Raw genomic sequence first — 12,870 nt, 5'->3', positions numbered from 1 at the left:
GGGTTCTTGCTTCCTGAACACTTTTTATGGACGGCACCTTCGAGCTCCTCGGCCCCATTGAGATTCTGCAACTGCTCTCGCAAGCCGGACAAACCGGGGCCTTCAAGGTTCCGGGGGGCGAGGTGTACCTCGAGCGGGGCCAGCCGGTGCAGGCACAGTACAAAGGGAAAACCGGCCGCGACGGGCTGTTTCAGATTCTGGCTCTCAAGGACGGCAAGTTTCGCTTTTTGGTGGGAGAGCGGGCCAAGCAGTCGAGCCTAGAGGGCCCCCTCGACAACTACCTGCTCGAGGCCATCCGCTTCATAGATGCGCGGCTCGACCTGAGCCCCTTCGACCAGGTGCAGCTTACCGATGCCAACCGCACCACCCACCTCACCCTGGCACCCGACGAGTTCGAACTGCTGCGGCACATGAGCAAACCCATCAGCCTCTTCGACCTGGCCGCCATCAGCGGCATTTCCAACGATGTGGTTCAGCTCAACGTGAGCCGAATGGCCCGCCTGGGCCTGGTACAGATCACCGCCCGCACCCCCCACACCGTGCGCCTGACGGTAAGCCGCCTGGAAGGCTCGACGGGGGCCCGTATTGATACCCAGCTCTTGCGGGTCTGGCGCAACCACTACGGCCCTTTCTCCCAGATTGAAGTACGCACCGAGGAGGGCATCCTGCAAATGCCCGTCGAGGCCAAGAGCAACGCCGGGCCACAGTTGCTGCTCTCTTCCGATGCCCTGTTTTTTTACAACCTGCGGGTGGGGCAAGAAGTGCTGGTCTGGCCTTCTTTGTAAAGAAGAGCACAGGGGCCGCACAGACCCCTGTGCTCGGTTTTTTTCTAGCTCTTCTTGCCCAAGCGCTCCTGGGCGGCCTTGGCCAGCTCTTCGGCCTTGACCCTGGCTTGCTCGGCAGCGTGTTGGGCCTGTTCGCTCAGGTGCTTGAGCTGGTCGGGAACGCCGTCGCCGTCTTTGTCTAGGTTGGACTTGAGTTCCTCGAACTTGGCTTTGGCCTGCTCGGTGGCCTGTTTGGCCTGGTTCATCACCCCCTCGAGCTGATCCGGCACCCCGTCGCCGTCCTTGTCGAGGTTGGCTTTCACTTCGTTGAATTTGGTCTCGGCCTGCTTGAGTGCGTTTTCCGCAGCTTCACGGGCCTTGTTGGCCAGTTCTTTGAAATCCATACGATTCCCTCCGCTCCCAATCCTAGCACCCCGGTGTGACGCAGGTATGAAAGCTATGCCTCCGCCCAGCCTTTGGCCCGCTCCACCGCCTTCTTCCAGCCACCAAAGAGCCGCGCCCGTTCCTCCTGCGACATCGCCGGCTCAAAACGCTTCTGCACCGCCCAGCGCTCGGCAATCTGCTCCGGGGTGAGCATCCCCACCCCCACCCCGGCCAGATAGGCGGCCCCCAGGGCGGTGGTCTCGGTCACCTGGGGGCGTACCACCGGGGTGCCCAAAATGTCCGACTGGAACTGCATCAAAAGGTCGTTGATGGTAGCGCCCCCGTCCACCCGCAGCTCGGAGAGCTTGAGCCCGGAGTCGGCCTCCATGGCCTCGAGCACATCCCGGCTCTGGTAGGCAATGGACTCCAGGGCGGCCCGGGCCAGATGGGCTTTGCTGGAGCCGCGGGTCAGGCCCACAATGGTTCCCCGCGCGTAGGCGTCCCAGTAGGGCGCGCCCAGTCCCACAAACGCCGGCACCAGGTAGACCCCGTCGGTGCTGCTCACCTGGCGGGCCAGGCTTTCGACCTCGCTCGAGCTTTGAATAATACCCAGGCCGTCCCGCAGCCACTGCACCACCGCCCCCGCCACAAACACCGAGCCCTCGAGGGCGTACTCGGGCGGCTGGCCTTCCAACTGCCAGGCCAGCGTGGTCAAGAGGCCGTTCTGCGAAGCCACCTGCTCCTGTCCGGTGTGCATCAGCATGAAGCAGCCGGTGCCGTAGGTGTTTTTGGCCATTCCGGGGGTAAAGCAGGCCTGTCCAAACAAAGCCGCCTGCTGATCGCCTGCCACCCCGGCAATCGGGATGGGGGCCCCAAACAGCTCGGGGAGGGTCTCGCCGAATAACCCCGCCGAGGGGCGCACCTCCGGCAGCAGGGCCTTGGGAATGCCCAGGATGCCCAGCAGGTGTTCGTCCCAGCGCAGGGTGTGCAGGTTAAAAAGCAGGGTCCGCGAGGCATTGGAGACGTCGGTGGCGTGTACCCGGCCCCCGGTCAGGTTGTAGATGAGCCAGCTATCTATGGTGCCAAAGCACAGCTCGCCCTTCCCGGCCCGCTCCCGGAGCCCCGGTACGTTTTCCAATAGCCACTTCACCTTGGTGCCCGAGAAATAGGCATCCAGCACCAGCCCGGTTTTCTGGCGGAACAGGCCCTCGTAGCCCCCCTTGCGCAGCTCGTCGCAGATGGAGGCGGTGCGGCGGTCCTGCCAGACGATGGCCCGGTGCACCGGCTTGCCGGTGGAGCGCTCCCACAGCACGGTGGTCTCGCGCTGGTTGGTAATCCCAAGGGCCATAATCTCGCTAGGTTGAATGGCCGCCCGCTGGATGGCCTCCTGGGCTACCTGGAGCTGGGTCTGCCAGATTTCCAGGGGGTCGTGCTCGACCCAGCCCGGCTGGGGAAAGTGCTGCATGAACTCCTGCTGGGCCATGGCCTGGGGCCGGCCTTCCAGGTCGAAGACAATCGCCCGGCTGCTGGTGGTTCCCTGGTCGAGGGCAAGGATATAGGGCATGGATTCCTCCGTGTTTCCGATTGTATCGCGGTTTGCACCCGCTCTGCTGCTGTGGGTGCGCGGTTTTGGGTTGGGTGTCCCGGCTGTTCACCGCGCAATTTTAGATTTATAATCTAAAAAGCATGAAACGCAACAAGGAGTTCGCCAACCGCCTCCATGCGCTCACGCCCAAGTTTGCCTACGTGCCGCAGGAAGACCGCTTCCTGATGAACCCCGGCCCCCTCAAGTACCGCTTCAACGTGATTGGGGTGGGGGTGAACGGGCAGGAGCACATCCGGGTGACGCTGCTCGAGGGCCGCTGCACCGTTCACGGCGTCTACGACCCCAACCCCAGTAGCGTGGAGGCCGCCCGGCGCATCAAGGCCCAGTTCACCGAGGAACCCCTGGTGGTCTACGAGAGCCTCGAGGCCGCCTGTCACGACCCCGCGGTGGACGGGCTGATCATCTGCACCCCCAACCACACCCACCTGGAGGTGCTGAAGGTGGCCGCCCAGTCGGGCAAGCACATCCTGCTGGAAAAGCCCATGGCCACCAACCTGCAGGACGCCTACGAGATCTGGCAGATTGCACAGAATTACCCCAAGGTGCTGCAAATCGGCCTGCAGTACCGCTTCAAGCCCATCTACGTGGAGGCCCTCCACGAGGCCAAGGAGCGCAAAAGCCTGGGCGAGATCAAGACCATCACCATCATGGAGCACCGCGAGCCTTTCCTGGACAAAGTCAAGCAGTGGAACAAGTTCTCCAAGTACTCCGGCGGTACGCTGGTGGAAAAGTGCTGTCACTACTTCGATTTGTTCAATCTGTTCGCTGGGTCGCGCCCGGTAAGCGTGTATGCCTCGGGCAGCCAGGCGGTGAACTTCCGCGACTTCGAGTACGGCGGGGAGAAATCGGACATCCTGGACAACGCTTTTGTGATTGTGGAGTACGAGAGCGGCATCCGGGCCAACTTTAATCTGTGCATGTTCGCGCCTATGGTCTACGAGGAAATTGTCATCTGCGGCGACGAAGGCCGGCTCAAGGCCAGCGAGGGCGTGAACGGGCAGGCCTACTCCAAGTGGGAGAACTACCTCGAGGTCATCGCCCTCCCCGACCGCACCTCCCGCACCATGACCCCCAGCTATCCCGAGATCATCGAGCAAAGCGGTCACAGCGGGGCCACCTACTACGAGCACCTGCGCTGGATCGAGGCGATGGATGGAAAACCCAACACCGCCGCCACCGCCGAAGAGGGCTTCTGGAGCGTGGTGGTGGGGGTGGCCGCCGAGGAGTCGGTGAAGCGGGGGGAGAAGGTGTGGGTGAAGGAGTTGCTCGAGGGGAATGGGTTGGGGCAGTTGGTGTAGGTTGCGTCGCCCAGCCCCGGACCACGCTATCATTGGCCTCGAGAGCATCGTAGCAGGCCAGCGCGTGCTTCTAACCTTGGCTTGCTAGCTCAGCTAGGGAATCTTGAGGCCATACGTCACCTGTTAACCGGTGGCCTCGAGCCAGGCCAGGGCCGCCTGTTCAACCACAGGTTCGGTCATCTGCGCCATGATTCATCTCTCGCTGGGGTAGATTCCAACCCCGCCCTCTAGAATCGGATTTTCCCTATCCAGGCCCCATTTTGTCGGGTTATTCACAATGTATTGGCGAATGCGGTTTAGGGATGCGTCGTTGCGGATGATGTGTTCGTAATAATTGCGTTGCCAAACGGGCATACCGGGCGTGCCGCGGTGTTCGTTGATGCGTTTGGTTGTGGCGGATTTGAATAAACGAACGATTGTCGGAATGGAATCCGACGTGGGTTTGCCGAATTGTTCCACCGCGGGGGCACGTTGCGTGGTAGGGGCACGTTGCGTGGTAGGGGCACGTTGCAACGTGCCCCTACCATTGGTCAAAACGATAATGCCGTGAATATGATTGGGCATCACAACGTATTCATCCAACACCACGGACGGCCGCAAAATGGCCGTTTTCATCCATTCATCTCGGACGATCAGGCCAATTTCATTCAACCGCATTTCTCCGTCCATCACATCCCCAAACAAACATTCACGATTCTGCGTGCATATGGTGATGAAATACGCCCCCGTCTGGGTGTAGTCGTACCCCTTCAGGCGAATGCTGCGGCGGTGGTGTTTGTCGGGGTTGTATTTCACAGCCCATGCTCCCCTAAAAACCACTCCGTATCGTTCACCCGAATCTCGCCAGAGATGATCTTGGGTAGCAGAACGGTAAGCGTACGGGGTTCCATAACGGGTGTTTGAACGTGGCCTTCAAGAAACTTGGGTATTTCTTCAAATACAACCACAAACTTCCCAGCGCTGTTGCAGTGCTCCCGGGCCCAACGCCCTGCAGGCATGTTTGCCCTTTATGCTACGCAAACCCAAAACTATACGCCAAGTCATTTGCACAGAAATAGCACCGGTCTATTCCCGCCAGTCATGCCCCGGTCATCCTGGGCTGTGTAAGCTGGCTATGAACCATAGGAGGTGGGCGCATGAAACGGCTGGCTGGGTTTTTAGGTGCGGTGCTACTGCTGGGGTGCGGTCTGGGGGTAGCCCTGGCCGATAGTTTCGACATTTTCGAGTACACCCCACCCCAGGGGTGGAAGAAGAGCAACCTGCAAGGCGGGGTGATGCTGGCGCTGCAGACCAAGGATTCCTTTGGCAGCATCGTGTTGTATGCCAGCGTACCCGCGGGCAACAACCCCCAGCAGAACTTTAGGGGCGAGTGGAAGCGGCTGGTGGAAGAGGGCCTCGAGCTCTCCGGCGAACCCACCACCGAGATGGGGCCGCCCAACGGGGATTATCAGAACCTGGCCGGGGGGATTGCCGTTTCCAAGGATGGGCTGGACTATGTGGTGCTGCTCTCCACCTTCACCGGCAACGGGCGCGTGGCCAGCATCCTCTACATCACCACCACCGAGCAGCACCTCGAGCTCTTCGACCGCTTCAACAGCAGCCTCAAGCTCACCAAGCCCAAAGCCACCCAGGCCCCACCCGCCAGCGCAGCCCGCCCCCCCGCCAACACCCGCACCATTTCCACCCCCACCACCCGCTTCAACGATGGCTGGGTGGCTACCATCGAGCAGGGCTTCGTGCGGGTGGCCAAGGGCGAGGTGGTGGTGCTGCTGCACTATGGCCTGCCCATGCCGGAAAACATGTGGGTGACCGGCAACGAGCAGGAGCGGGTGGGCTACTACTGGAACCGCCTGGTGGCCCCCCGCTACCGGGTGGACGAGCTCAAGGTCTTCAAAAACGAGATCTGTTATTTCTGCCTCTATTTCGGCGAGGGCAGCGCCACCGAGGTCGCCACCGGCGCGCGCAAGCACGTGGCCCTGTACGTGCAGTTCGATAAGGGCCTTGGCTATGCCGTCCAGGTGGTGGCCCCCAGCTTTGCCGCCTTCCAGAAGGAATTCCCCAACATCGAGGCCGTCGGCAAGATGTACGGCTACAACAAGTTTGCGGTCAAAGCCGCCGACCTGACCGGCAAGTGGACCTCCAGCACGGGCGCCGCGGCCCAGTACTACAACTCCGTCACCGGCGCCTATGCCGGCATGAACGCGGTGAGCACGGCCGATAGCTTCACCTTTAACCGGGATGGAACCTATAGCTCGGCCCACAGCGGGGCCAGCGGCTTTGTGGGGTCGCAGCAGTTCTACTCACAAAAATACCAGGGCCGCGCAACCTTGAACAGCTGGCAGATGAGCCTCACCAACCGCTTCAACAACAAAACCGAGGTGTTCGAGGCCTACTTCGAGATGACCGCAAGCGGGCCCATACTGCACCTGATCCGGGTAGATGCAAAGGGCATCCACTACCGGCTGGTGCGGGAATAATTTTTAGCCTGCGATGCCCTCGAGCCGCCAGTCCACCTCGGGGTGAATGGGCTTGATGGTGTGCAGGAGTTCGTTCAGGCGGTGGAGGGTCTCGAGGCCCTCTTCGCGCAGGGCTTCGCGCAGCCGGGAGTGGTTGGGGTAGAAGCGCAGGGGGTGCTGCCAGACCGCGCGGCCCGCCAGGTAACCCCGCGCACCGGCCCGCAGCGCAGCGTCCAGCACCTGCACGAACTGGTCGGCGCTCAGGCCCCCCGAGAGCAGCAGCCAGGGGGCTGGGAGTTTGCTGTACTCCTTCATGTCGGCCTCGAGGTCGTCCAGCGAGTAGCCCTTGCCGCCAAACTCCCGCACCAGCCCTGTCGCGCCGGGGAAGGCCAGCTTGTAAAGGTCAATGTGAAAACCGGGGTCGGCGAAGGCCGCGGCAATTTCCAGCGACATCTCGCGTAGCTTGGCGTGGTAGGAATGGGCATCCTCGCCGGGGAGGGGGTAGGGCAGCACCTCAAAGATGAAGAGGCGGTCGGCCTTGCGGCAGGCCTCGCCCACGCTTCGCACCAAGTTCAGTTGGTGCTCGGTAATTTCGAGCGGGGCATCGGGACGGTGCCAGGCCAGAAGCTTCAGGCCATCGGCCCCCATGCGCACCGCCTGCTCCACGCTCCAGCCAGGAATAATCGCACTTTTGCGCCAGCCGCCTTCCACGGTCTGGAAACGGTGGTGCTCGAGGGTCAGCATCAGACCGGTCTCGCGCGGCAAAACCGGCATGGCCGCGGGAAAGGCATAGTGTGGATCTATCAGGATTCCGGTCACGGCCCGGGCCAGGGTCTCGGCCAGCAGGCCCTTGAGCTCGGTTACTTCGGGCCCCACGTCCTCGGGGTTGCGGCCCAGGGCCTGGGCGACGATCTGCATCAGGGGCGGGCGCTGGTCAATGGCCAGGGTGCCAAAGCGCATGGCCCCATCGCCGATGCGGGCATAGGCGCGGGCTTTTGCTGGAGTGGTTTTCATGTTTCACCTCGTGTATCTAGCTTGCTTGGGGTTCAGGGCAAGGAAGCCAGAAAGGCCCGCACCTCGTCCCGGCGCGGGGGGCTGGCCTGGGCACAGTGCAGGGCGGCGGTCGCTGAGGCAAAGCGCAGCGCTGCCACCTCGTCCTGCCCCTCGGCAAGGGCCAGGGTAAAGGCCCCGTGGAAAACATCCCCCGCCCCGGTGGTATCGCGCACATGTACCGGGTGGGCCGGCAGGTGTCCGCCCGCATAGGCCACCCCCTGGGCCCCCAGGGTTACCGCGGCAAACACCCCCAGGGCTTGCAGTTGGGCTAGCAGCACGTCCACACCGCCTTTCTGCACGGCCAGCTCCTCCGAGGCCACCACATGCGTAGCCACCTGGGTGAGCATCCAGTCCTCATCACGGTCGCGGTCCAGGTCCAGCACCACCGGGAGGCCGCGCTCACGGGCGGTCTGGCCCAGGGCATACCCCGCTGCGGCCCAGCGCCCGTCCAGCAGCAGCGCGCCGGTTCCTTTGAGCAGGCGCTCTTCGTTCAAAACCAGTTCGTCGGGCAACCCGGGCCGGTAGGGAAAGATGTAGCGCTCACCCTCCGGCGTGACCAGCACCGCCGAGACCGGGGTGGCCGCGCCAAGCTGGAAGTGGGCCCTGACCCCTTCGGCCTCGAGCATCTCCTGCAGGCGTTCTCCCGTGGCATCGTCGCCGCGGCGGCTCACCAGATGGGCCTCGGCCCCCAGCCGGGCCGCCGCCACCGCAGCCACCGCCGCCGGCCCCCCGACGGCCTCGCGGTAGGCCCGCACCCCGGTGCGGCTGGCGCGGGGCGGGAAGGTCTCGATGTAGTAGCGTTGGTCCAGGTTGGCCCAGCCCACGGTTAGGATCTTCACCATACCAGTCGGTTTTCCTCGGGCCGGTCGGGCAGCACCTCCAGGCTCAGCCAGGCGCACATCTCCAGCAGGGCTTCCTCGTGCTGGCCCATCCCTACGGCCAGGTGGTGGGGGATGCGGTGGTTGAACCAGCTTGCCAAAAACTGCCGGGGGGTGAGGGGTTCGGTGGCCCAGGTGGGACGGGTGAGGTAGCCGGAGTCCCCGTCGTAGCCTTTCTCACCGCTCAACACGCCCCCGTGCACCACGGCTTTGCGGCCCGGCAGCAGGCGCAGGCCGCTGATGGGCCCCGCCCGCAGGGCCATGTCACGCACGGCGGGCAGGTGGCGGTTGAAGTGCGGCACCAGCCGGGTGAGGCCCGCGGCCCAGGCCAGAGGTGCTTCGCCCCCGTGCCAGAGCATCACCCCTTTGGCCGAAAAGTGCGAGATGTCCAGCAGGATGGCCGGCCGGCCCGAGATGGCTTTCAGGGCTAGCTGGCTGGCCAGGCCCATCACGTCGCCCTCGGGGGCCAGGGTGTAGCCCGCATCGGCCAGGCGGGCCATGGCCGCGTAGGCCATCACCCCTGTTCGGTCGGGGATCTCCGGCCACTCCCGCAGGGCCACCCCGTCGTAGGGCCGGGCCAGTTGCTCCAAGGCCAGCTCGAGGCGGAAGCTTTCGCGCAACTGCTCCAGCGGGTACTCGGAAAGCTCGCGGAATTCTGCGACCCGCGCCTCTAGCTCGGCCTCGGATACCGCCGCCAGCGCGTCCCACAGCTCGGCCAGCTCGGCTTTCTCCACGGTGAGGCCGGTCTCGGGCAGGGCCCCAAAGGCAAAAAAACCCGGCGCGTGGCCGCCCAGCCAGAGCACCCGGCCTTCGCGCAGCACCTTCACACCCCGCAGGGCCTGCAGGGTGAGCTTCAGGCGAGCCTGGAACCAGGCATCCTCTACCGAGCCATAGAACCACTTGGTGGGCTTTGGGGCCAGTGAGACCCCCAGGTTGAGGCCGCAAATCGCGTTCTGCGGCAGCGGGCCGCTGTCCCACACCTCGGGCAGGGCCCACAGCCCCACCGGGATGGGCAGTTCCAGGAGCGGCAAAAAGGCATCGCCGGTGGCAAAGGTCACGTGCTGCACCAGCAGCAGATCCAGCCTGGCGTCCTGGGCCGCGCGGGCCGCCGCCTCGGCCTGGACGGTGTCGGCCACCGGCTCGGCCACGTAGACCAGCTCGAAGCCCAGCTTGGGGCCCAGGGCTTCCAGGGCCTGGCGGGTGGCGGGCTCGAGGCCCAGCCTGGAACCCCTAAACAGGGGCCGTACGATGGGGACTAAACCAACTCGCAGATTTGTCATAGCGTTTAGCATTCGTTTGTAGAAGGCAACTGCCTAGCCCTTCACCCCACCCTGGGTCAGGCCGCCCACCACCCGCTCCTGGAAAATCGCGATCACCAGGGCCACCGGCACCAGCGCCACCACCAGCGCCGCCGAGATGAGGGGCCAGGGGAACACATACTCCCCCTGATAGAGCTGGATGCCCACCGGCAGGGTGCGCATGGCCTTGGCGGGCAGCAGCGTGGAGGCCAGTAAAAACTCGTCCCAACTGTTTACGAAAGCCAGGATGGCCGCGGTAAACACCCCCGGCGCCGACAGCGGCACCACCACGTGCCACAAGGCCCCCAGGCGGGTGCTGCCGTCCACCATAGCAGCGGACTCGAGGTCTTTGGGAATGCCGGCAAAAAAACTGACCAGAGTCAGGGTGGCCACCGGTAGGGAGAGCGCCGCATGGGGCAGAATCAGGGCCAGGTAATTGTTGCGCAAGCCCAGCTCCACAAAGGTCTGGTACAACGGCACCATCAGCGAGGCCACCGGAAACATCGAGACCCCTACCAACAGCGACAAAATTAGGTTGCGGCGGGGCACCTGAAGCCGGGCCAACGCATACGCCGCCAGGCTCGCCACCCCCACGCACAACAGGGTCGAGGCCACCGCCACAATCACACTATTCAGAAAATAGCGGCCCAGTGGTTGTTCGCGGAAGGCCTGCACGTAGTTTTGCAGGGTGGGATTCTCCGGCCAGTAAGTGATGGGAATGCGGGTCAGCTCGGCTTCGCTCTTGATGGAGGTAAAGAAGATCCACAAGGACGGAAAGAAGCCGTTAATCATCACGATGGCTGCGGCAATCCACAACCAGATGCGCGGGTTCTTAAAGGGATTCATAGGCCCCTCCTAGTCATCGGCCCCCCGGATGTAGCGCAGGTAAACCAGGGTGATGGCCATACTGAGCAAGAACAGCAGCACCGCCAGAGCCGAGCCATAGCCAAAGTTGAGGTTTTCGATGCTGGTAACCCGCACGTACATGGCCAGGGTCTCGGTGGCATTGCCAGGGCCGCCTTTGGTCATGGCGTAGGGAATATCGAAGGTCTGGAAGGCCGTGATGGTACGGAAAATCAGGGCCACCAGAATTGAGGGCACCAGGAGCGGTAGGGTCACCCGCCAGAACACCTGCCAGCGGGTAGCCCCGTCCACTGCGGCAGCCTCGTAGAGTTCCTTGGGGATGGTTTGCAGGCCAGCCAGCAGGATCAAGGCCACAAAGGAGCTGGTCTTCCAGATAATCGTCCAGCAGATGGCCCAGAAAGCCAGGTCGGGCTTAAACAGCCAGAACTGCCGCTCACCCCCCAGCCGCACGATCAGGTCGTTGACCACCCCGTACTGGCTGTCAAAAAACCACTGGAAGATCAGGCCCACAAACACCAAGGGCAGCGCCCAGGGCAAGAGCAGTCCCAGCCGCACCGGCCACTTGTAGCGGAAGGGCAGGTTGGCCAGCATGGCCAGGCCCAGGCCTACCACCAGCGCACCAGGCACGGTAACCAGCACGATCAGGGTGGTATTTTTGAGGGCACTCCAGAAGCGTGGGTCGCTCAGGGCCAGGGCATAGTTGGCCAGCCCGCTGAAGCTGGCCTCCGGACTCAGGGTTAGCTGGTACTGGAAAAAGCTGGTATAGATCAGCCGGGCCACCGGATACAGGGCAATAAAGCCCAGCAGAAGCGCAGCAGGAACCAGCAGCCAGAGTGCCAGAGCCCGCTCGGACATATCTCCGAAACTGCGTCGGTATGGTCGTGGCTGCATGGTTACGCTCCTCCCTCTAAACTCACAAAGCTGGTTTTGCACATACAACGACTTGAAAAATGTTCTTTGTTTGCTGGCTCTAAAACCGCACCTCGTTTACTCAACTGCGGCTCCCTCCATTTTTGTCCCTCGAGCTGGCAGCAAAAAGCGTTTCAGCAAAGCCTTCTGAGCATTGAAGATGGCTGGGCTCTTTCCCAGAACCGCTCGCGCCGCTCCAAAGCAAAAGTGGGGGTGGTAGCCGGAGCCACCACCCCCAGGAGGTTTATCTTGGGTAGAGCGCCCGCAAGCCGTCAATCACTTCTTTGGCGGCCACTTCGGGGGTCTTGGTGCGGGCCAGCACGGCGTTGAGGGCCTTACGCATCACATCGGCCACCTCGGGGTAGCGCGGGTTCACCGGGCGGGCCCGGGCACTCTGTACCACCGGTAGGGCATCGGCAAACCATGGGTTGGCTTTTAGCACGTCGGGGTCGCGGTACAGCGCGGGGAAGACCGGCAGGTTGGAGGCCTCGATGGCCAGAATCTTGGAGACCTCGGGGCTCGAGAGGTAGCGTACCAGGCGGTAGGCCTGGGCCTTGTTGCGGCTGAAGTCGGAGATGGTCCACTGCCAGCCGCCCAAGCAGCTCGCTGGACGTCCACCCTCGAACTTGGGCAGCGGAACCACACCAATCTTGCCCTTAACCTGGCTATCGGCATCATTTTGGAAGCGAGCCCAGGCATAGGCGAACAGGGTGCCGAAAATCCAGCGCCCAGCCTGCATCTCCTGGCGGATGGTGTCCTGCGCTTTCTCGGCCATGTTGGGCGGTGAGACCCGGTGTTTGTCCATCATGTCCAGCCAGAACTGCAGCGAGTTGCGGGCCTGGGCTTCAGTCAGAATCAAGCGGCCCGCGCTGTCGTTGACGTCGCCACCCGCAGCCCAGATGGGCAGCAAGAAGCTGCACACGGTGCCCTCGGAGATGTTGCCCATGAAGCCCACCCCGTTCAGGTTGGGGTTGTTTTCCCCACGTAGAATGGTCTGGGCCTGCTGGATCACCTCGTCCCAGGTGGTGGGGGGCTTCAGGTTGTACTTTTCCAGCAGGTCTTTACGGTAGTAGAGGAACTGGGCATCGGCAAAGCTGGGCAGGGCAATGAGCTGCCCGTTGATGACGTTGGCCTGGGCATAGGCCGGCAGATACTGGCGCAACAGGGCCTGCCGCGAGGCCGCGGGCAGATACTTATCCAGGGTATCGGCCCATTTGGCCGCCGCATACTGGGCTGGCCGGATGACGTCAATCAGAATCACGTCAATCGAGGGGTCGCGCGAGGCCAGCACGGTAGTGAGGTACTGCTGCTGCTGATCGGAAGTAGCCCCACCCACCTCGATCTCCAGATCGGAAGAGCA

The 12,870-nt window shown here is 63.1% G+C and carries 12 protein-coding genes; 3 read left to right on the top strand and 9 right to left on the bottom strand.

Going from position 1 to position 12,870, the window contains the following annotated elements:
• Window positions 1–26 precede the first annotated feature (26 nt).
• Window positions 27–785 (top strand): DUF4388 domain-containing protein, encoded by a 759-nt coding sequence (locus tag WKI89_RS09440; RefSeq protein ID WP_337869077.1) that lies wholly within the window; start codon window positions 27–29, stop codon window positions 783–785.
• Between the two features lie 44 nt (window positions 786–829).
• On the opposite strand, the gene WKI89_RS09435 is transcribed toward WKI89_RS09440, so the two are convergent.
• On the bottom strand, window positions 830–1,168 hold the full coding sequence (locus tag WKI89_RS09435; RefSeq protein ID WP_337869075.1) for a dolichyl-phosphate-mannose-protein mannosyltransferase: 339 nt from the start codon (window positions 1,166–1,168) through the stop codon (window positions 830–832).
• Window positions 1,169–1,221: 53 nt separating this feature from the next.
• A complete protein-coding gene (glpK, locus tag WKI89_RS09430; protein WP_337869074.1) occupies window positions 1,222–2,712 on the bottom strand; it encodes a glycerol kinase GlpK in 1,491 nt (496 codons plus the stop codon).
• A 122-nt stretch (window positions 2,713–2,834) separates the two neighbouring features.
• Here glpK and WKI89_RS09425 point away from each other — a divergent pair, with 122 nt between their 5' ends.
• Window positions 2,835–4,052, top strand: coding sequence for a Gfo/Idh/MocA family oxidoreductase (locus WKI89_RS09425; protein ID WP_337869072.1), 1,218 nt, complete (start codon window positions 2,835–2,837; stop codon window positions 4,050–4,052).
• Window positions 4,053–4,244: 192 nt separating this feature from the next.
• On the opposite strand, the gene WKI89_RS09420 is transcribed toward WKI89_RS09425, so the two are convergent.
• On the bottom strand, window positions 4,245–4,847 hold the full coding sequence (locus tag WKI89_RS09420) for a transposase (RefSeq protein WP_337869071.1): 603 nt from the start codon (window positions 4,845–4,847) through the stop codon (window positions 4,245–4,247).
• A 341-nt stretch (window positions 4,848–5,188) separates the two neighbouring features.
• On the opposite strand from WKI89_RS09420, the gene WKI89_RS09415 reads away from it, so the two are divergent.
• Entirely contained in the window at window positions 5,189–6,529 is a 1,341-nt protein-coding gene (locus WKI89_RS09415) for a hypothetical protein (RefSeq protein WP_337869069.1), read from the top strand.
• Between the two features lie 3 nt (window positions 6,530–6,532).
• Here the strand turns inward: WKI89_RS09415 and WKI89_RS09410 are convergent, their stop codons facing one another.
• The 6 genes from WKI89_RS09410 to WKI89_RS09385 form a co-directional block, all read right to left on the bottom strand.
• Complete coding sequence (locus tag WKI89_RS09410; RefSeq protein ID WP_337869067.1) at window positions 6,533–7,522, bottom strand: tagatose 1,6-diphosphate aldolase; 990 nt, start codon at window positions 7,520–7,522, stop codon at window positions 6,533–6,535.
• 32 nt (window positions 7,523–7,554) lie between these two features.
• Window positions 7,555–8,403, bottom strand: coding sequence for a PfkB family carbohydrate kinase (locus tag WKI89_RS09405; RefSeq protein ID WP_337869065.1), 849 nt, complete (start codon window positions 8,401–8,403; stop codon window positions 7,555–7,557).
• On the bottom strand, window positions 8,397–9,719 hold the full coding sequence (locus WKI89_RS09400) for a fucose isomerase (protein WP_337869063.1): 1,323 nt from the start codon (window positions 9,717–9,719) through the stop codon (window positions 8,397–8,399). Before WKI89_RS09400 ends, WKI89_RS09405 begins: the two co-directional genes overlap by 7 nt.
• Window positions 9,720–9,752: 33 nt before the next feature.
• Window positions 9,753–10,583: a carbohydrate ABC transporter permease gene (locus WKI89_RS09395; RefSeq protein WP_337869061.1), complete on the bottom strand. Its 831-nt coding sequence runs from the start codon at window positions 10,581–10,583 to the stop codon at window positions 9,753–9,755.
• A 9-nt stretch (window positions 10,584–10,592) separates the two neighbouring features.
• Entirely contained in the window at window positions 10,593–11,492 is a 900-nt protein-coding gene (locus WKI89_RS09390) for a sugar ABC transporter permease (protein ID WP_337869059.1), read from the bottom strand.
• Between the two features lie 262 nt (window positions 11,493–11,754).
• Window positions 11,755–12,870 (bottom strand): ABC transporter substrate-binding protein (locus WKI89_RS09385; protein WP_337869058.1); only part of this gene is annotated, 1,116 nt, incomplete at its 5' end.

Origin of the sequence: Meiothermus sp., from assembly GCF_037443965.1 — a bacterium.
GTDB lineage: Bacteria > Deinococcota > Deinococci > Deinococcales > Thermaceae > Meiothermus.
The sequence above is the reverse complement of the archived record's forward strand: the minus strand, read 5'-3'. Positions and strand labels throughout refer to the sequence as shown.